Raw genomic sequence first — 19,651 nt, forward strand, 5'->3', positions numbered from 1 at the left:
TCTTTTTTGCGTGATGCTGGAGAAATATATTCCTCCAGCATTTGCCGTTTTATGACAAAATATATTGGTAACTTTTTTAAAAATAAGGTTAAATTCGTTGACAACTTTTTTGAAAAGCACTTTATTGACATGAGTTTTAGAATGTTGTTTCATAGTCATTGTATTGAAAAAAATCGACTGTCTTGTCGAAAAGTAAAATTTAAAAAAAGAAAGAATTTATACATATATCTTGTGTCTTATTTTGAAACGTAATACAATATATAGAGAAAACAAGAAACAACATACAGAGAGTATAGATTGGAGAGGGAGGGTCGGAAATGATAGTTGCATATGATTCTATGACAGGAAACGTGAAGCGTTTCATTCACAAATTAAATATGCCGGCCGTTCAAATTGGTGAAGATCTAGTAATAGATGAAGACTTTGTTTTAATTACGTATACAACAGGTTTTGGCAATGTACCAGAACGTGTTTTAGAATTTTTAGAGCGCAATAATGAAAAATTAAAAGGCGTATCTGCAAGCGGCAATCGTAACTGGGGAGACATGTTCGGTGCAAGTGCTGACAAAATTTCTGCTAAATATGAAGTGCCTATTGTATCAAAATTTGAGTTATCAGGAACAAATAATGATGTAGAATATTTTAAGGAAAGGGTGCGGGAGATTGCGACACATTGAACTGAATAATGAAATCACGCAAATGCAGGACGGTTTTTATCAGCTTCATAAAGATAAAGAGGCATTAGAAGTCTTTATGGAAGAAGCTAGAGAAAATACCGTTCATTTTAATAGCGTGGCAGAGCGAATGGAGTATATGAAAGAATATGATTACTATTACAACGTTCTGGACGAGTATAGCTTGGAGGAAGTAGAAGAGGTATATAACATCGCTTATGGTGAAAACTTCGAGTTCCAATCCTATATGGCGGCATCTAAGTTCTACAAAGATTATGCGTTAAAAACAAATGATCAAAAACAATACTTAGAAAGCTATGAAGATCGTGTAGCAATTGTTTCATTATACTTAGGACGCGGTGATGTTGCGAAGGCAAAACACTTCGCAAGCATGATTGTAAAACAAAACTACCAACCAGCGACACCAACCTTTTTAAATGCGGGACGAAGCAGAAGAGGAGAAATGGTGTCTTGTTTCTTGTTAGAGATGGATGATAGCTTAAATTCAATCGGCTTTAACATTAATACTGCAATGCAATTATCAAAAATCGGCGGTGGAGTAGCTTTAAACTTGTCTAAGCTACGTGCACGCGGTGAGCAAATTAAAGGTATCGATAACGCTGCAAGTGGTGTAGTACCTGTTATGAAATTACTTGAAGATTCGTTTTCATATGCGAATCAACTTGGGCAACGAAAAGGTGCCGGCGCAGTATACTTAAACATTTTCCATTGGGATATTATTGAATTCCTTGATACAAAAAAAATAAATGCCGATGAGAAGAGCCGTATTCAGTCTCTATCAATCGGAATTATCGTTCCAAGTAAGTTCTTCGAGCTTGCTGAGAAAAACGAACCTTTCCATGTTTTCGCGCCTTATACGGTGTATAAAGAATACGGAAAGCATTTAGATGATATTGATATTGATGAAATGTACGATGAATTAATGAGCAATCCGAAAGTGAAGAAGAAGCCGCTAGATATTAGTGCACGTGATATGCTTATTAAAATTGCTATGATTCAGCTTGAGTCTGGTTACCCATACTTAATGTTTAAATCAAATGCAAATAACCAACATCCACTGAAGGATATTGGAACTGTGAAGATGTCGAACTTGTGTTAAATATGTAGCACCTTCTAGTAGAAATGCTAGTCGAAAACTCCGTTAAACGGGGAAAGCCTCAAATTTGAGGTAACCTACCGTGCTAAATCTTATCTTAGAATGAACATATAAAAGTTCAGAATGTATCTTATTATTTTGTATAGCAGAGTTATGGGACAACATAAAGTAATAAGAGACTTTCTGAAAGATTAAGATAAGTAAAAGCCTAACGACTATCCCTTATGGGAGTAGAGCGCAAGCGATTGGCGTTCGAAAAGCGGAGCACCTAATCAGGTAATGCTGTAGGTGATGATATAGTCTGTCCTGTATGGTGACATACAGCAGTTGCATGAGCAACGGACTGAGGAGTAGCGGACTCGGTTGAACATTCGAGACAGAAATCTTCCAGCTTCAAGAAACTTCTGAAATAAATGATTACGGTACAGAGGATATTATCCGTCGTGATATTAACTGTAACTTAGGATCGTTAAATATCGTAAATGTAATGGAAAATAAAGAAATTCGTGAAGCCGTTCATGCGGGAATGGAAGCTTTAACAGCTGTTTCTGATATGACGATTATTCCGAATGCACCAACTGTGAAAAAAGCAAATGATGAGCTTCATTCAGTTGGACTTGGCGCAATGAACTTACACGGATATTTATCAAAAAACAAAATCGCATATGAAAGTGCAGAAGCGAAAGAGTTCGCTCGTACATTCTTTATGATGTTAAATTACTACTCTATTGAGAAAAGTATGGAAATCGCTAAAGAAAAAGGCGAAACATTTAAAGACTTCGATAAGTCTGATTATGCGAATGGCACATACTTTGAAAAGTACGAAACGACAGATTACAGCCCAGTAACTGAAAAAGTTCAGCAATTATTTGATGGAATTCATATTCCAACAAAAGAAGATTGGACAAGTTTAAAAGAGCAAGTGAAGAAAAATGGATTATATAATTCATACCGTCTTGCTATCGCTCCAACACAATCTATCAGTTACGTTCAAAATGCAACTTCAAGCGTAATGCCAATCGTAAGTCAAATCGAATCAAGAACATATGCGAATGCGACAACATATTATCCAATGCCGTATTTATCAAAAGATACGTTCTGGTACTATAAATCTTCTTACGATATGAATCAGTTTAAATTAATTGATTTAATCGCAGAAATCCAAGAACATATTGACCAAGGAATTAGTACAATTCTTTACGTTAATAGTGATATTTCAACACGTGAATTAGCACGTTACTACATCTATGCACATAAAAAAGGCTTGAAGAGTCTTTATTATACGAGAACACGTAAGTTAAGTGTGGAAGAGTGCGTAGCTTGTACCGTTTAATATAAAAAGTGAGACATCATGAGCAGGGTTTTCTGAACCCTGCTCATGCTTAGTTATCAATTTTTCATGTTTATTTAGAGAAGGGGCGATTGAATGCGTGCGGTAAACTGGAACAAAAAAGAAGATGATTTTAGTTTAATGTTTTGGAAGCAAAACATCGCTCAGTTTTGGACAGAAGAAGAAATCGCAGTGTCTTCTGACAAAAATACTTGGGCACAATTATCAAAAGAAGAGCAAATTGCTTATAAGCGTGTATTAGGTGGTTTAACACTTTTAGATACGAAACAAGGCGGCGAAGGGATGCCACTTGTACTTGTTCATCTTGAAAATTTACAAGCGAAAAGTGTATTAGCTTTCATGGGAGCTATGGAAGAAGTACATGCGAAGAGTTACAGTCATATTTTCACAACGTTAGCTACTGAAGAAGAAATCGATGATATTTTTGACTGGGTAGACAACCATCCATTACTTGAGAAAAAGGCTGGTATTGTTACTAGTTACTATCGTCGTTTATTAAAGCCTGAAGTAACGAAAAAAGAGTTATACATGGCGATGGTAGCAAGTGTATTCTTAGAAAGTTACTTATTCTATAGTGGATTCTTCTACCCACTTTACTTAGCAGGTCAAGGTAAATTGACAGCAAGTGGTGAGATTATTAACCTAATAATTCGTGATGAGTCAATTCACGGCGTATTCGTCGGTATTTTAGCACAACAACTCTTCGCAGAACTTTCTGCAGAAGATCAACAAGAAGTGCAAAAAGAAACGCAAGAGTTATTAATGGAACTATATGAAATTGAAATGGCATACACAGAAGAAATTTACACTTCTATCGGTCTTGTAGAAGATGTAAATCGTTTCGTTCGTTACAATGCGAATAAAGGACTTATGAACTTAGGGCTTGAGCCGAAATTTGAAGAAGAAGAAATTAACCCGATCGTTTTAAATGGTTTACGTACAGATACGAAAAACCATGATTTCTTCTCTGTAAAAGGGAATGGTTACGTAAAAGCAACGAACGTTGAAAAGTTAGCTGATGATGACTTCGTGTTTGATTTTTAATATATACTCATAAAGAAAAGCTGTCTTATTCATTGATAAGACAGCTTTTCTTTATGGATTTGTTTACATAACACTATTATTTTTGTATAACGAGTTCTGTTTAAAAAGTTCTATCCAGCAAATGGATAGAACTTTTTTGTAATTAAATGGGTATTTACAAACTATTTGTATCGGTGTATTATTTAACTAGTACACCGATACAAAAGGAGGGAAGAAATGAAAATAGAGTTTTCTCCAAATACACCAATTTACATTCAGGTAATGGAATACATAAAAAAAGAAATCGTAACAGGACATTTATTGCCTGGTGATAAAATTCCCTCTGTACGTGAATTAGCGAGTGAATTACAAGTAAATCCAAATACGATTCAGCGTACATTTCAAGAGCTAGAACGGGATGGGGTTGTTGTAACGCGTAGAGGAATGGGACGATATGTAACGAATGAAGGGGAGAAAATTATGGAGCTGCGAAAAGAGATGGCGAAAGAATTACTTCATTCTTTTATAGATGGAATGGACAATTTAGGTTTTTCAGAAGAAGAAATTCTTACAATCCTTCGTTCTTCATTACATGAGAAGAGGGAGGAGAGCGAATGACAGAGTTATTAAAAATAGAAAACTTATGGAAGAGATACGGATTAAAAGCAGTGATCCGTGAATTAAACATAGAGATTACGGAAGGGAAAATTATAGGACTCGTTGGAGATAACGGGAGTGGGAAAACGACGTTATTGAAAATGATTGCCGGTCTGCAGCATCCTTCTAAAGGCAGTATTACAATCGCTGGTAAAAAAGTAGGATTAGAAACGAAAGAAATTGTTTCTTTTATGTCGGATAAACCAGTATTTGATGATTGGATGACGGTAAAAGATTCTTTATTCTTCTATCGAGATTTTTATAAAGACTTCGACATTCAAAAAGCGGTAGATACGATTGCGGAATTTAAAATACCGTTAGAAGAAAAAATTACAGCTTTATCAAAAGGTATGGTTGAAAAGCTACAAATTATTTTAACATTTTCGAGGAAAGCAAAGTTATACGTACTAGATGAACCGCTTGGCGGAATTGATCTTGTTTCTAGAGAACACGTATTAGAACTTATTTTACAGTTTTATCGCGAAGATTGTACGATTTTAATTGCAACACATTTAATTGGAGAAGTGGAAAATATTTTTGACGAAGTAATCTTTTTAAAAGATGGTGAAAGTGTACTGCATGAAAATGTAGAAGAATTACGTTTCCAACGAGGAAAAGCTGTTACGGATTTGTTTAAGGAGGTGTTTAGTAGATGAAGGCCAGTTTAATATATATGTACAATGCGAATAAAAAACAAATTTTCATTTCGTTATTGTCATTCATATTTATTGCAGCTGTCGCTTTTGTAAGTATGGGGAATTATATTAAACAAGAATCAGGAGAAGTAAGGCAAATGATTACAATTGCTTTAGTATTCTTAGTTTATTTAATTTTTGCGGTATTAGTATTTCTGCAGGCGATGTCTGCGTTTGGGAAAATGACTGAAAGTAAATTATTTCGGTTAACACCGATATCTGGTAAAAAAATTGTTTTAGCAATATTGTCATATGCAGCAATTAGCTTACTGTGTTTTGAAGTAATAGGTACTACGTTTTTCTATAGCATTTCGATGAAAGTAATAAAAGGTACAGAACTCCATGAATTGTTATTTACCGAAAGTACACTTACGCTAGATATGGTAAAGCAGTTATTTAGTAGCGTGTTATATGTATTTAATTTATCAAGTATATTGTTAGTCTTACTTTTTATAGTAGCTGGTGTGAAAGTATTTTCTTTGAAAAAGAAAAAAATGGAGTACGTAATTATTTTCTTCCTATTTTTACTAGTAACGAAAGTAATCAATCTGATATATGAAATGCTGGGCCGACTTGCGCCTATACCTACTTTTATTAAAAAATTAGTTTATATAGATGAATCAGCGGATATGAATCTCATACTATATCCAGAAAGACTTATGAATTTATATAGTCTTACTTTTTCAATCGGTATATTTGTTCTACTTGTTTATATAACAGGTCGCATAATCGATAAAAAACTAGAAGTCTAAAGGAGGAATCGACATTGGGAAACGTAGTAGTAAAGTTAGAGAATGTTCGAAAAAAGATTGGTGGAACGGAAATTATCCGCGGTTTATCATTTGAAGTTCGCGAAGGGGAAGTGTACGGGTTTCTTGGACCGAACGGTAGTGGTAAAACGACGACAATTCGTATGATGACAGGTCTTATATCAATGACAGAGGGCGATATTACAATTTGTGGTCATAGTATTCGCACGGAGCGTGAAAAGGCGCTAGAGCAAATTGGAGCGATTGTAGAAAATCCTGAACTATATGATTATATGACTGGAATGCAAAACTTAAAGCATTTTGCGAATATGGCAATTACACCAATTAGTAAAGAGCGCATTGCTGAGATTGTAAAGCTTGTTGAATTAGAGCATGCGATTCATAAAAAGGTGAAAACATATTCACTTGGTATGAAACAACGTTTAGGAATTGCACAGGCATTACTTCATCAGCCAAAAATCTTAATTTTAGATGAGCCGACAAATGGATTAGATCCAGCTGGTATTCGCCAAATTCGTGATTATTTACAACGTTTAGCGAAAGAAGAGAATATTGCTGTAATCGTATCAAGTCACTTATTAAGTGAAATTGAACTCATGTGTGATCGCGTCGTTATTATTAAGCAAGGTGAGTTTGTGCAAGAGTACAACTTACATGAACAAGCGAAACACGATGAGACAGTAGTTGTAGCGTTTGAAGTAGATCAAGTACAGAAAGCAAATGAAATCATTAAAGGTAAGACGCAAGGAAATATAATTGCAGTATCTGTAATGAAAGAAGAAATCCCACAACTTGTAAAAAAACTTGTAAATGACGATGTGCTTGTATACGGAGTTACTGTTCAAAATAAAACGTTAGAGGATGAGTTCTTAGCGATTACAGGGGGAGTGAAAGCGTAATGTTTAAATTAATTCAAAATGAATTTTTAAAGTTACATGCGAAAAAAGGTATGTATATTTTAATTGGTGTCATTGCAGTATTGGAGATTTTGGGAGTTTTAGCGATGCTGAAATGGGGAGACGGAAGTGAATTTAAAGGATCATATTTAGATTTTGCAAGTTCAGAGATTGGTTTAATTACTTTGTTTGCAACAATTTTTGGGATTACGATTGCTTCTCGTATGATTACTGATGAGTTCCAAAAAGGTACAATTAAGCAGTTATTAATCCGTCCAAGAAAACGAATTACAGTTTTATTCTCTAAATATATTACAGTGCTACTTACTATAGTATGTATCATATTTGCTAGCACGTTAATTGCAATGATTATTGGCGGAATTGTAATGGATGGTAGTAAAACAGAATTAACGGTAGGAATCGTAATGAAATCTACTTTATATCAAGTACTTTCACCGTTCTTCTTTGCGACGCTTGCATTTTTCTTAGCAAACGTATTTAGAAAGTCTGTATTACCATTGATTATTACGATGTTCCTCTTCTTTTTACAAGGAGCAATTAATATGGTATTAATGATGTTTGCAAAAGGTGTAGCGAAATTTGTAGTGTTTTTCCATTTAAATTTAAGTGTGTACGATAGCAATAAATTAGTAAGTGGCGGAATGGAACCAACATTTGCAGAGTTTACATTTACAACTTCATTATTACTTGTAGCTGCATACTTTGTTGTATTGCTAATAGCATCAAGTGCATTATTCCAAAAACGTGACGTATTATAATAAAAGAAATCCCCGCTTGTAAAAACGGGGATTTTTATTACATGACCTCCTCCTAAATGGCAGCTTGAAGAACAGTGATATGGTATTTTAAGAGATATGTTGTTTGAAAGTAATTGAGAAAAATAGGAGGAATTTCGACTATATCCAAATTATAATTTAGTTATCAGACCATTTGTTTTTATTATCTTTGGGGGTGTTCTACATGCATTATGCATTTTCACGCATAAGACTACGCAGTTTTTTTGGATGGATGATTATAGGGTTGTTCCTTACGATGATTCCATTAGATCTAGCAAATGTTTCTGAGAATGCGCTAGAGGTTATTTCACAAATAACTGTATTTTTTGTATTTCCATTATTTTGGTTATACGTAAAAACAAATAAAAATAATGTTGTGTTTAACAGTTTTTTTGATAAGCCAGGACGTTTACCGTGGGGATTAATTGTATTAGCAACGATAATGGGAATGATTTTTTCAGTTGGTATATCTCATATTCAATTTTACATATTAGCACATACGTTACCGAATTTCTTAGTTACCATGTTAGAAGACGTAAATGTTATTAATACGAGTAACATATATATGACGATATTTACTTTCATTTCAGCATGTGTATTAGCACCTATTATGGAAGAGGTTATTTTTAGGGGCTTCTTTTTACAACGAATGGCTCATAAATGGGGAATTAAAAAAGCTGTAATCATATCTTCACTTATTTTTGGTTTAGGACATTTTGATGTTATTGGTGCATTTATGTTTGGTATTGTAATGTGTCTTTTATACATAAAGACGAAAAATATATGGACGAATATCGCTGTACATGCTCTAAATAATTTAATTGCAACAAGTATGCAATTTATAGGTGGAGAAGAGAGTAGCGCAATCTCAATTACTGAATTACAAGCACAAAGTAATTTATGGATCGGTATTGGTCTAACAGTTGTTGGGTTACTTTGGTTAATTCCTTACGTTTGGAAACAATGGCGTACTGTAAAAGAAGTAGGTGTGCCACCAGTGCGCTTTATAAATGAGGAAAAAGTAGTGAGTGCATCACAAGAAAATGAAGTGTATAGTCAAGTAATTGTAACAGATAGACTGATGGCTGTAGAGCTACCAGATGAGGCTGTAAATAAGCTTCGATTAGAAGAAAATGATTATGTAACAGTATCTGTAGAAGAAGATAAAATCGTTATAAAGAAAGCGCATGATAGATAACTAAAAAGTAGCTCCTAAAGAGCTACTTTTTAATTTGTAATAATTTCTACACGAAAATTATTACCGTTCTTTACATATTTAATATCTGTAACAGTGCGGACTGTTTTTAAAATCTCCACTTTTTCACCAATTCGAGGGATAGTGGGAACATTATCCCAAATGCCAAGCAAGTCGTCTAATTGTGCCGTTTTTTCATAAAACCAGATTTTCAATGTAAAGCCCCTTTCTCGAACTTTATGTATTTTAATACATAATATATTATTTTTATTCTTATTGTAAGGGGTTTTTTTGTATTTTATGAATAAAAATAAATTAATCTTCTGGGAAGATATGTTCAATATCAGGAGTAAGAGATACTTCTGATAATACAATATGAGAAACTGTCGTTGCATATGAAGAAACATCATTGATAAAATCTTCAAGTTCAACGAGTGAAGGAACAGAAATTTTTACAATGTAGCATAAGCTTCCTGTTACTCGGTAACAAAAACTTGCAGATGGATAAGACTGAATAAACTGTTGCATACGTGTTGTATCACCATTTTTTAAAGTGATTTCTAAAATACAATCTAAAACAAGTCCTGCTTTTTTATAATCGATATCGATTGTGTACTTTTGAATCACGCCTTCACTTTCAAGTTTGCGAACGCGTTCTGCAGTAGACGGAGCAGATAAGTTTACTCGTTTCGCCAATTCACGCATGGAAAGGCGACTATCATTATATAATTCATTTAAAATCTTTCGATCGACACGGTCTAGTTGCATTTGTAAATATACCTCCAGTAAAATAATAATTTTTGTAAAGTGAAAATACAAATTAAGATTCATATGAAATGTAAAGTGAACTTTATTTATTTTACAATAAAACGGAAGGAAATAGGAGGGGAAATGATGGAGAGAATTTCATTATCAAATGTAGGAGTTACAAAGTTTCAAAAGTTATTAGGGCATAATCCAGATCTATTATATTCATGGAGTATGGTAGAGAATACACTGTATAGTAAAGGAACTATGTCGGCAGAGCTAAAGGAGCAAGTAAGAAGAACATTAGCGTACGGGAATGAATGTCCGTACTGTATGGCAAAGGGAAGACCTGATGATATGCAAAAGGTAGAAGAAATGAGTGTAGCAGTTACTTTTGCACATACATTTGTTCATGATAAAAAGGCAATAGATGATAATATGTTTCATGCATTGAAACAATATTGGACGGAAAAAGAAATTGTAGAGCTTTGCGCTTATATTTGTTTTATTACTGCGTCACAACAACTTGGTTTTCTGTTTCAATTACAGCCGAATGAAGGAGAAAATGATGACTAATCAAATAGCACTTATTATAATTGATGTACAAAAGGCGTTTCAGTTACCATATTGGGGCGAGAGAAATAATCTTTTTGCTGAAGAAAACATGAGAATGTTATTAGCAGAATGGAGAAAAAGGAAACGACCAGTTTTTCATATTCAACATGTAAATAAAGAAAATGCTCAATCGATGTTTTATGAAGGAGCGGAAACGGTGAACTTTAAAGAAGAGCTGAAGCCATTACCAGGTGAAGTGATTATGCAGAAATCTGTTAACAGCGCGTTCATTGGGACAAATTTAGAAGAGCAATTAAGAGAGAACAAATGTAATGCAGTAGTGGTTGTAGGATTAACGACAAATCATTGTGTGGAGACTACGACACGAATGGCAGGAAATTTAGGATTTACAACGTATTTAGTGAGTGATGCAACGGCTACTTTTAACCGTAAAGGTCTAGATCGTAAAGAGTATAATGCAGAGGATATTCACAATATGACACTTGTAAATTTTCATGAAGAGTTTGCTACGATTGTAACGACAAAAGAAGCATTAAAATTATTTTAAGAAAATAATTGCGAATTATGTAGAAAAAAATAAGAATATTTCGTATAATCTAAGTACAATCATTTTGAAATAGGGGTGGCATCATATGGAGCAAATTCCGGTAAAGAGAATAGAAGAAGTACTTGTTGTAGCAGGAGACGATAAACAGAAGCAAAAGGAATTTTATGAATTGCTCTTATCTACTGAGTTTTATGTTGCTGGTTCACTAGAAGCAGAGGACGGGGCAACAGAAGGAATACTTCGTTTGCGTCATTTCCAAGGAGAGGGTAGATGGATCGTTCCGTTCTTTACACAAATGGAATTTGTAAAAGACGTGTTGCCAGAAGGAACGCCCCTTATTACGATACGTGGAAAAGAATTATTTGGTAGCATTGAGAAAGATGCTACAGCAGTATTAAATGTTGGCACTGATATAAATAAAACATTTATTCCTGAAGAAGTTGCAGATATCGCATCTGGACGAATTTTTAATTATTATAAATAAAAGGAAAAGCGGAATCGCTTTTCCTTTTTAATTTGAATACAGATTGGCTACGCCAGAAGAAATAGAGAGTGTTTTATTATTTGTATTTATTGTCGCTGTAGCTCCAAGAGGAATCCCGATGTTTGGGCTTATATGTCCAATCGGTAAACCGAATAGGACAGGTATATGATATGGTGCGAAATATTCATATAGTATTGTTTGTAATGATTGAGATGGTTTAGAAGGAGTGCAGTCGTGACAACTTGTAAAAATAATACCGCTACATTCATTAAACTTTCCAGATAAAAGTAGCTGATTTAACATACGGTCAATGCGATACGGTTCTTCCCCAATGTCTTCAAGTAACAAAAGTTTATTAGCCGTATTTATCTCATAGGGTGAGCCAATTATACTCGTTAATACAGTTAAATTCCCTCCCGCCAATGTGCCTGTAACTGTACATGGAGAGGTAGGTACGATACATTCTGAAGCAGATAAGATGGTTGAATACGGATGGAATAGTTGATTGAAAGAAGATAAAGAAAGAGAATCTACACCTTTACCTAATTCTTCAACCATTGGACCATGAAAAGTAACAAGCTTTGCATAACGTGAAAAGGCTGTATGTAAAGCTGTAATATCGCTATACCCCCAAAAGATTTTTGGATTCTGCTGAATGATTTCATATTGAATGTGAGGGAGGAGACGAGCACTTCCGTAACCACCTCGTGCACAGAAAATGGCCTTTACTTCATTATTTGTAAATGCTCCATGTATATCATCGAGCCGAACTTGATCACTTCCAGCTAAATATCCATATTTCTCATAAACACTCTTCCCGATTACTACAGATAAACCCATTTCTTGTAATAGGGTTACCCCTTTTAATACATTTTCAATTGTTGGTGGACCGGACGGTGCAATAATCATTACTGTATCACCTTGTTGTAACGCATTTGGATATATCATTGTTTTCAGCCTCCTTCCCTTTCAATATATTCGCTTCCTATGAAGTTCAACCCTTGTAAAAGAAGGGGAAAGTTTGTCAAATAAAGAAGATATAAGGGGAATAGGAGGAGAAATGATGTTTACAAGTCGCGTAATAGATCTATTACAAATTAAGTATCCCATCATTCAAGCAGGTATGGCAGGTGCGATTACGACGCCTGAGCTTGTTGCAGCTGTAAGTAATAGTGGAGGACTAGGAACGCTTGGAGCAGGCTATATGAGCCCTGAGCAAATTCGTGAAGCAATTTATAAAATAAGGGAACGAACTGATAAGCCTTTCGGTGTTAATTTACTGTTAACGAAAGAGATACAGATAGAAGAAGAGAAAGTAAACTTGGCAAAGGTATTACTTAGCGGAATGAATAGAGAATTCGGTATAGGGGAAGAAGAGGCGATAAAGCTCCCCAAAAGCTATAAAGAACAATTACAAGTGTTAATAGAAGAAAACGTACCAGTCGTTAGCTTTGCATTTCAAACGTTAGAAAAAGAAGAAATAGGTGACTTAAAAAGAAGAGGAATAAAAGTCATCGGAACAGCTACTCATGTGAGAGAGGCGAGGGTGCTTGCTGAATTAGGAGTAGACGTTATTGTTGGTCAAGGTAGTGAGGCAGGAGGGCATAGAGGAACGTTTATTGGGAAAGAACAGGACGTTATGATTGGGACGTTTGCATTAATTCCGCAGTTAGTAGCAGCAGTCCCGCATATCCCAATTGTTGCAGCAGGTGGTGTAATGAACGGACAAGGGCTTGTTGCGGCATTTACACTGGGGGCAGAAGCTGTTCAAATGGGATCAGCCTTTTTAACGAGTGAAGAAAGTATTACGCATGATGTGTATAAAGAAGCAGTGTTACATAGTACAGATACGAGTACAACTGTGACCCGTGCGTTTTCCGGGAAATATGCGCGGGGTATTCGTAATGAATTTATAGAGAGACATGAAGGGAAAGAAGAAGGGCTTCCGATGTATCCAGTGCAAAATGTATTAACCTCTAAAATACGCCAAGAAGCAGCAAAACAAAATAAAGGAGAATACATGTCGCTTTGGGCAGGGCAAGCGTCATCATTAGCACGAATAGAATCAGCTCAGCATGTAGTGGAGCGAGTTATGAAAGAAGCAGAGAACGTAATCGAACAATTACAAAATATTTATAGAAAAAGACCACTTGAATAATTCAAGTGGTCTTTTCATTAGTTTGCTTTATAAAATTGTTGGATGGCCTCATCGATATAAACCCAGCCTTTCCAACCTAAGTGCATATGATCTTTTAAGAAGTATTTATCATACTCATGATTTGAGAAGTCGGCAATTGGATAGCCAGCTTTCTCAATTTGCTCATGAACTTTCTTGTAGTACAATTCGCGACGTTCTTTCGGGAAGCCAGCGTAATCGTACCAAGGACCTTTTACAGGAACAGAAATGAAGAGTGGTTTTGCACCAGATTGTTTTAATAAATCAAGTACAATTTGTAAATCTTCATATTCTGGCGATTGATCATAAGCATCATTTTTTAAGTAGCCTTCACGTTGCTTTAATTTCTTCTTAATTTTGCTATTGAAGTAATCATCTTCGATACCATATTCGTTAGATCCTGATTCTACTGCACCAGTTTGATCTGCATGTTTACGAGCCTCGTCCCAATTCATTTGTTTTAATGAAGGGTCAAGTTTTTCTTTATGCGGTTTAATATCAAACATTGCTGTAAATAAATCTTTACGATCTAAAATGTTACGATAAATATAAGCGAAAGGTTTAGCAGCAAGTGCTTTTACTTTATGCTTTGTATCATCATAAACGATACCTTCAAGCGAAATTTTTAGTAAAGTTTCTTTCTTGACGATCTCAAAGTTTAATAAACGCTTTGCAATTTGCTTTTTCATTTCAGGCTTTAAGTCATCATTGAAAAGCAAGTGATAGCCTTGTTGTTTTGAAAAGTTAGGTGCAAAGTGTGTTTCATCAATACCTTGTGGTACAAACCATTGAGGAGAAAGAACGAATACCATTTTCTTATCCTTCAATTGATCCATAGTAGATGCAAAGTTTAACACATGTACAAGGTCTTGTGTTCCTCCGCGTCCAAGTAGGAATGGCGTGAACCCTTCAGGCTTTACTTTGAAATAATTTGATGGATGGAAAGCATCCATACGTGCGAATTCCGATGAACCGTACATCGGAAGATATTTCGGGTCTGCTAACATCTTTCGCTGTAATATCATACTTTGAATCTTTTCTTCTTTTAAAGAAGTGGCAGCTTGTTCTACTTTTTCATCACTTAAAAGTGGAAGTAGGAAGCGCGTTGGAATAAGTAAGAATACAGCAAAAAGGGCCAATGCTAAAAGCATCGGACCAAATTTTGCTTTGTTCATCGGATTTCTTCCAACTTCTTAATAACCATGTTTGGTGTAGCCCACTCGTCACGGTCAAAATCAGAAATAGAAACTTCAATATCTAAACGCTCTTGGAATTCAACTAATAAAGATACTACAGCGAAAGAATCAAGAATACCTTCTTCAAATAATTGAACATCTAAGTTTTCTTTCACAATATCGTTTTCACATACTTCTTCTAAAATATCTAATACTTGCTCTTTAAATTCTGCCATTTTTAAAATCTCCTTTATATCCGAAATATATTATATGTGCAACTTCTTATTAGTATAAGAAGGGTGCATTAAAAGTATCTGTTAAGGTGTCCAGAGAAAATTAGGAAACCGAAACATACAACGTGGAACGTAATTACAATCGCAAGGACGTGTGTAAATTTATTGTTTGGCCAAAACTTATGCTTCTTGTTTTTTCGCTCGAAAATATCGAATAAAATAAACAGTGCGGCATGATATAGACCATAAATAACATACTGCGCAACAGCGCTTCCTTGGATGTGCCAAATTCCCATGATGAAGAAGTTTAAAAATGCACCGATATACGAAATTGTGTAGCGGTTTTTAATTAACTTTTTCTTCGTTGCAAAAAAGACGAAACGCATGTAAATAAAATCACGGAACCAGAATGATAAACTCATGTGCCAGCGGTTCCAGAAGTCTTTAATGTTACGACTAAGGAATGGCTTATTAAAGTTTTCAGGAGTTTTAATTCCCATCATGTAACTGATACCAATTACGAACGCACTATAACCTGCAAAGTCAAAGAATAATTGCATGCTAGTAGCGTACATAAAAATCGCATTAGATAAAAGTGTATCTTGATTGGCGAATACTGCCTTTACAAGATATGTTGTTATCAAGTGCGCAATTATAAATTTATACAGAAAACCTTGGAAAATACGGTTAAGCCCTGTATATAGTAACTTTTGATATTCCTCAGCGCTAGGTGGCTTTTGAATATCTTTTTGGAATCTACGGTAACGATCGATAGGTCCACTTGAAATCGCAGGGAAGAATAAAACGAATTCCCAGAAATTAAAGAAGGAAAGTTCTTTAATTAAATTATCACGAACTTCAAAGACCATTTGTACTGCTCTAAATGTTACGTAAGACATACCTGCGAAAACAATAAAATGTAATTCAGGCACAAATGGTGCGATTTTTGCCAAAATAAGTGGCAAAATCGATAAAATAACAGCTATACAAAACATGAATGTACTATTATTTTGTTTTCTTAAAATTAAATAGCCTTTAATTAGGGCATATTGCCAAATAATAAATGCGGCTAACATAATCGCTTGCTTCGGTTTATCCGAGAAGATAATAGCAATCATGACTAATGTTAAAACGGCATTATATTTACGCAACATTTTACCTTTTAATCCAGCTATGATAGTAGGTATTAATAAAATGCCCACTATAGCGAAAAAATAAAATGATCCATATGCGGTCATGCTGTAACCTCACTCAATAATTTTTTGCGATCTACCTTTCCATTTGGTGTCATTGGAATAGAAGATTGATACATGAATTTACGTGGAATCATGTAGTTTGGTAATCGCTCATTGAGTTCTTTTTTAATTGCAGATGTTAGTTTGAATTCTTTTTCAAATGAATGTTCTCCAGGAACAACAACCGCTAATAAATAATCGTATTTCTCACCTTTTTTAATTGGAACGATAACTGCTCCTTCTACGTAAGAACACGCACGAAGGTGATGCTCAATTTCTTCTAATTCCATTCGATAACCATGCAGCTTAATTTGGAAATCAAGACGACCATTATAGAATAGAAGACCATTTTCAACATAGCCAGCATCACCTGTTTTATAGGCGCGCTCACCGTCAATCATAGTAAATGCTTTTTCTGTTAATTCAGGGCTTCCTAAATATCCAACGCTTACGCTTGGACCGACAATTACGATTTCACCTTTTTCACCATCAGGTGCAATCGTACCATCTTCTTTCATAATAAGAAGGCGGCAATCTGATTTACAGTAGCCAACTGGAAGTGATTTATATTGATCAAGCACTTCTTCTGTAACGTGAATACCTGTTACAGCGACAGTGGCTTCTGTTGGACCGTACGTATTCATAATTGTCGCTTTCGGGAAACGCTCAATTAATTTTCTAGCTACTTCATTTGGTAACACTTCACCGCAGAATAAGAATGTTTTCATGTTCGGTAGCATACTCTCAGAGAAAGATGCTTCCATTAAACACATCTCTGCGAAAGATGGTGTCGAAGTCCATACTTGTATATCCGATTGCTCTAAAGAAGCAAACAAGTCTTTTGGACGTGCAATCATATCTTTATCGATTGCCCAAAGTGTACCACCTGTTACTAATGATGGGTAAATATCCATGACAGATAAATCGAATGAGAAAGGTGCTTGGTTTAAGAATACTTGCCCTGTTTGTAAGTTGAAATCTTCTACAGCCCATTTTGTAAAACTTACAAGGCAGTTATAAGTAATCTGAACCCCTTTCGGATTACCTGTGCTTCCTGATGTGTAAATAATGTAGAAGTTCTCATCACCTTTTACCGCATGTTCAGGATTTGGAGTGTTCCCTTTATGAGTAAAGAAAATATCTTTTAAGTTGTCTTCACTTACAATGCGAACTGGTAAATCAGTTACAGTTACTTCAGCTCCTGATAAAAGTAGTTTCGCACCAGAATTTTCAGCGATACGTTGTACACGATCAGCTGGGATAGATAAATCTACAGGAATATAAGCATGTCCAGCTTTTACACATCCTAAAAAGTTAATAATCATTTCAGGTTGCATATGACCATACACCATAATTGGTGAACGATCATCTGGATACGCAGAAGAAATCCAATGTGCTAACGCATCAGAATCTTCCTTTAATTGTTTGTACGTAATTTTCGCATCTCGCCAAACAAAAGCAGTTTGATCAGGCGTTTCAATAGCCCACTTTTCAATTTGTTCTAATAACTTCATAACGTTCCCACCCTAAAATTCGTTGTAAATAAATGTACTTGTGTTTGTATCATGGAATCCATACAACCAAAGCAATGCAAATAAAATTGCAAGGTAATAAACCGTCTTTGCAACCCATTGTGTGAGTGGTCGAGACCATATCTCTTTTAATCTTTCCATGTCTTTCCCTCTCTTAATGAAATGATAGCTCTTTGTAGGTATCATGTCCTACATTATTGTGAAAAAAACAAAATCCCACATTTTAGGTAAAAATAAGTCAAAAGGCTCTTTTCTGATATTAGCACTAAATACTAAAAAAGAAAATCCCTAACTTAGCAATTATATTACATTCAGCATGAATTTGTAATGGGTTTGACATGTAAATAGGAAGTGGATTGTGTGAATGTATAAAAGTGATCTGGGAGAATGTATAGAAATGTAATATTTGTTTGAGTTTTTCATAGTTAATGTATGAATTGTTAAAGTTTCATAAGAGGAGGAATTTCTGATGAAGAGGATGTGGAAGGATCTTATTTCAGAAGAAAACATTATTAAATGGAGACAGCATTTTCATAAATATCCGGAATTATCATTTCATGAAAAAGAAACTTCACAATTTATATATGATACATTATGTTCATTTTCTTCTTTTGAAGTAACGAGACCGACGAAGTATAGTGTACTAGCAATTAAAAGAGGGACGGGACAAGGGAAAGTAGTTGCGATTCGAGCTGATATAGATGCTTTACCAATTCAAGAGGAGACAAGGAAATCTTATACGTCTGTGAATAAAGGAATGATGCATGCATGTGGGCATGATGCTCACGCAGCTATTTTGTTAAGTACAGCAGAGGTGCTATCAAATATAAAGGAAGATTTTGTAGGTGAGATTCGTCTCTTCTTTCAGCACGCAGAAGAGGTGTATCCTGGCGGGGGACAAGAAATGGTTGAGGCAGGCGTGATGGATGGTGTTGATTATGTAATAGGTTTACATGTTATGTCTGGATTGGAGAGCGGGAAAATCGGAATTGCGTATGGACCGATGATGGCGGCACCGGACGTATTTACAGTTGAAATTCAAGGGAAAGGAGGGCATGCGGCGAGGCCAGAAGAAACGATAGATCCTATTGCTATCGGAGCACAGATTATTACAAATTTACAACATATCGTATCAAGAAATACAAGTGCTTTCATGCAAAGGGTCGTTTCAGTTACGCAGTTTCATGGGGGAATAGCTGATAATATTATTCCTAGTGCAGCAACTTTAATGGGAACTGTGCGTTCTTTTAATCAAGCGTTAAGAATAGAAGCAGAAGAGAAAATTGAGCAAATCGTGAAAGGAATTACAAAGGCACATGGAGGAAAGTATACATATACGTATCGATATGGATATGATCCGGTTATTAATGATGAATATATTACGAAAGTAGTAGAAGAAAGTGCACTACATTTGTTTGGGAATGAGCGTGTTGTAAAGCTGGAACCTTCTATGGGAGGAGAAGATTTTTCAGCATATTTAAGAAAGGCACCGGGTTGCTTCATTAAATTGGGGACGGGGAATGAAAAGATAGATACTTGTTATCCGCATCATCATCCGAAATTTGATGTAGATGAATCAGCTTTAATTTATGGAGTGGAATTATTTTTAGAGACAGCGATAAGACTACTAAAATCATAGAAAAGTATAAAAAAAGGCAACTGCGCTCTATCGCAGTTGCTTTTATTTCTTTCCGTCAGAGAGGGCTGAGAAAGAACTATGCTCATTTATAGTATATGAATAGCTAACGGACAAGCTTGTACATTTTAATCA

At 35.1% G+C, this 19,651-nt stretch carries 22 protein-coding genes and 1 pseudogene; 15 read left to right on the forward strand and 8 right to left on the reverse strand.

The features are described from left to right. Nucleotides 1-317 precede the first annotated feature (317 nt). The 10 genes and pseudogenes from nrdI to JDS82_RS22500 all read left to right on the forward strand — a co-directional run bounded on the left by nrdI (nucleotide 318) and on the right by JDS82_RS22500 (nucleotide 9,178). Entirely contained in the window at nucleotides 318-677 is a 360-nt protein-coding gene (nrdI, locus tag JDS82_RS22455) for a class Ib ribonucleoside-diphosphate reductase assembly flavoprotein NrdI (protein WP_000634376.1), read from the forward strand. Beyond that, nucleotides 664-1,791, forward strand: a pseudogene (locus JDS82_RS22460) (ribonucleotide reductase N-terminal alpha domain-containing protein); the annotation flags it as partial. The gene nrdI and the pseudogene JDS82_RS22460, both read left to right, overlap by 14 nt. A 382-nt stretch (nucleotides 1,792-2,173) precedes the next feature. Beyond that, nucleotides 2,174-3,124 (forward strand): ribonucleotide reductase large subunit, encoded by a 951-nt coding sequence (locus JDS82_RS22465; protein ID WP_346011122.1) that lies wholly within the window; start codon nucleotides 2,174-2,176, stop codon nucleotides 3,122-3,124. 93 nt (nucleotides 3,125-3,217) lie between these two features. Continuing rightward, nucleotides 3,218-4,186, forward strand: coding sequence for a class 1b ribonucleoside-diphosphate reductase subunit beta (nrdF, locus tag JDS82_RS22470; RefSeq protein ID WP_064056797.1), 969 nt, complete (start codon nucleotides 3,218-3,220; stop codon nucleotides 4,184-4,186). A 216-nt stretch (nucleotides 4,187-4,402) separates the two neighbouring features. Next, the gene (locus JDS82_RS22475; RefSeq protein WP_000687513.1) at nucleotides 4,403-4,783 is read left to right on the forward strand and encodes a GntR family transcriptional regulator; all 381 of its coding nucleotides are present in this window, start codon (nucleotides 4,403-4,405) and stop codon (nucleotides 4,781-4,783) included. Continuing rightward, nucleotides 4,780-5,478, forward strand: a complete 699-nt coding sequence (locus JDS82_RS22480) for an ABC transporter ATP-binding protein (RefSeq protein ID WP_000137729.1) — start codon at nucleotides 4,780-4,782, stop codon at nucleotides 5,476-5,478. The genes JDS82_RS22475 and JDS82_RS22480 overlap by 4 nt, the downstream gene beginning before the upstream one ends. Continuing rightward, nucleotides 5,475-6,269, forward strand: coding sequence for an ABC transporter permease (locus JDS82_RS22485; protein ID WP_199713966.1), 795 nt, complete (start codon nucleotides 5,475-5,477; stop codon nucleotides 6,267-6,269). Before JDS82_RS22480 ends, JDS82_RS22485 begins: the two co-directional genes overlap by 4 nt. A 14-nt stretch (nucleotides 6,270-6,283) precedes the next feature. Beyond that, nucleotides 6,284-7,186, forward strand: a complete 903-nt coding sequence (locus JDS82_RS22490) for an ABC transporter ATP-binding protein (RefSeq protein WP_061673469.1) — start codon at nucleotides 6,284-6,286, stop codon at nucleotides 7,184-7,186. Continuing rightward, nucleotides 7,186-7,962, forward strand: a complete 777-nt coding sequence (locus JDS82_RS22495; RefSeq protein WP_199713967.1) for an ABC transporter permease — start codon at nucleotides 7,186-7,188, stop codon at nucleotides 7,960-7,962. Before JDS82_RS22490 ends, JDS82_RS22495 begins: the two co-directional genes overlap by 1 nt. 202 nt (nucleotides 7,963-8,164) lie before the next feature. After that, nucleotides 8,165-9,178, forward strand: coding sequence for a CPBP family intramembrane glutamic endopeptidase (locus JDS82_RS22500; protein WP_199713968.1), 1,014 nt, complete (start codon nucleotides 8,165-8,167; stop codon nucleotides 9,176-9,178). A gap of 29 nt (nucleotides 9,179-9,207) precedes the next feature. Here the strand turns inward: JDS82_RS22500 and JDS82_RS22505 are convergent, their stop codons facing one another. Further along, nucleotides 9,208-9,390, reverse strand: a complete 183-nt coding sequence (locus JDS82_RS22505) for a DUF3913 family protein (protein ID WP_000707107.1) — start codon at nucleotides 9,388-9,390, stop codon at nucleotides 9,208-9,210. Nucleotides 9,391-9,490: 100 nt separating this feature from the next. Then, a complete protein-coding gene (locus JDS82_RS22510; RefSeq protein ID WP_001175492.1) occupies nucleotides 9,491-9,943 on the reverse strand; it encodes an Lrp/AsnC family transcriptional regulator in 453 nt (150 codons plus the stop codon). 63 nt (nucleotides 9,944-10,006) lie between these two features. On the opposite strand from JDS82_RS22510, the gene JDS82_RS22515 reads away from it, so the two are divergent. The 3 genes from JDS82_RS22515 to JDS82_RS22525 all read left to right on the forward strand — a co-directional run bounded on the left by JDS82_RS22515 (nucleotide 10,007) and on the right by JDS82_RS22525 (nucleotide 11,529). Then, entirely contained in the window at nucleotides 10,007-10,498 is a 492-nt protein-coding gene (locus JDS82_RS22515; RefSeq protein ID WP_199713969.1) for a carboxymuconolactone decarboxylase family protein, read from the forward strand. Next, nucleotides 10,491-11,045 (forward strand): cysteine hydrolase family protein, encoded by a 555-nt coding sequence (locus JDS82_RS22520; protein ID WP_199713970.1) that lies wholly within the window; start codon nucleotides 10,491-10,493, stop codon nucleotides 11,043-11,045. The genes JDS82_RS22515 and JDS82_RS22520 overlap by 8 nt, the downstream gene beginning before the upstream one ends. A gap of 85 nt (nucleotides 11,046-11,130) precedes the next feature. Next, the gene (locus tag JDS82_RS22525) at nucleotides 11,131-11,529 is read left to right on the forward strand and encodes an SseB family protein (RefSeq protein WP_199713971.1); all 399 of its coding nucleotides are present in this window, start codon (nucleotides 11,131-11,133) and stop codon (nucleotides 11,527-11,529) included. Between the two features lie 27 nt (nucleotides 11,530-11,556). On the opposite strand, the gene JDS82_RS22530 is transcribed toward JDS82_RS22525, so the two are convergent. Beyond that, complete coding sequence (locus JDS82_RS22530; protein WP_199713972.1) at nucleotides 11,557-12,477, reverse strand: S66 peptidase family protein; 921 nt, start codon at nucleotides 12,475-12,477, stop codon at nucleotides 11,557-11,559. A 115-nt stretch (nucleotides 12,478-12,592) separates the two neighbouring features. Here JDS82_RS22530 and JDS82_RS22535 point away from each other — a divergent pair, with 115 nt between their 5' ends. After that, on the forward strand, nucleotides 12,593-13,687 hold the full coding sequence (locus tag JDS82_RS22535; protein WP_097815858.1) for an NAD(P)H-dependent flavin oxidoreductase: 1,095 nt from the start codon (nucleotides 12,593-12,595) through the stop codon (nucleotides 13,685-13,687). A 17-nt stretch (nucleotides 13,688-13,704) separates the two neighbouring features. Here the strand turns inward: JDS82_RS22535 and dltD are convergent, their stop codons facing one another. From dltD to JDS82_RS22560, 5 genes are all read right to left on the reverse strand, one after another. Further along, nucleotides 13,705-14,880, reverse strand: coding sequence for a D-alanyl-lipoteichoic acid biosynthesis protein DltD (dltD, locus tag JDS82_RS22540; RefSeq protein ID WP_199713973.1), 1,176 nt, complete (start codon nucleotides 14,878-14,880; stop codon nucleotides 13,705-13,707). After that, a complete protein-coding gene (gene dltC, locus JDS82_RS22545) occupies nucleotides 14,877-15,116 on the reverse strand; it encodes a D-alanine--poly(phosphoribitol) ligase subunit DltC (RefSeq protein ID WP_000807310.1) in 240 nt (79 codons plus the stop codon). The genes dltD and dltC overlap by 4 nt, the downstream gene beginning before the upstream one ends. Nucleotides 15,117-15,184: 68 nt before the next feature. Further along, the gene (dltB, locus tag JDS82_RS22550) at nucleotides 15,185-16,351 is read right to left on the reverse strand and encodes a D-alanyl-lipoteichoic acid biosynthesis protein DltB (RefSeq protein WP_000127922.1); all 1,167 of its coding nucleotides are present in this window, start codon (nucleotides 16,349-16,351) and stop codon (nucleotides 15,185-15,187) included. Beyond that, on the reverse strand, nucleotides 16,348-17,862 hold the full coding sequence (dltA, locus tag JDS82_RS22555; RefSeq protein ID WP_199713974.1) for a D-alanine--poly(phosphoribitol) ligase subunit DltA: 1,515 nt from the start codon (nucleotides 17,860-17,862) through the stop codon (nucleotides 16,348-16,350). The genes dltB and dltA overlap by 4 nt, the downstream gene beginning before the upstream one ends. A gap of 12 nt (nucleotides 17,863-17,874) precedes the next feature. Then, a complete protein-coding gene (locus tag JDS82_RS22560; protein WP_000440293.1) occupies nucleotides 17,875-18,021 on the reverse strand; it encodes a teichoic acid D-Ala incorporation-associated protein DltX in 147 nt (48 codons plus the stop codon). 328 nt (nucleotides 18,022-18,349) lie between these two features. Here JDS82_RS22560 and amaA point away from each other — a divergent pair, with 328 nt between their 5' ends. Further along, on the forward strand, nucleotides 18,350-19,519 hold the full coding sequence (gene amaA, locus JDS82_RS22565) for an N-acyl-aliphatic-L-amino acid amidohydrolase (RefSeq protein WP_199713975.1): 1,170 nt from the start codon (nucleotides 18,350-18,352) through the stop codon (nucleotides 19,517-19,519). The last annotated feature ends 132 nt before the right edge of the window (nucleotides 19,520-19,651 follow it).

This window comes from Bacillus cereus group sp. N14 (genome assembly GCF_016483555.1).
GTDB lineage: Bacteria > Bacillota > Bacilli > Bacillales > Bacillaceae_G > Bacillus_A > Bacillus_A wiedmannii.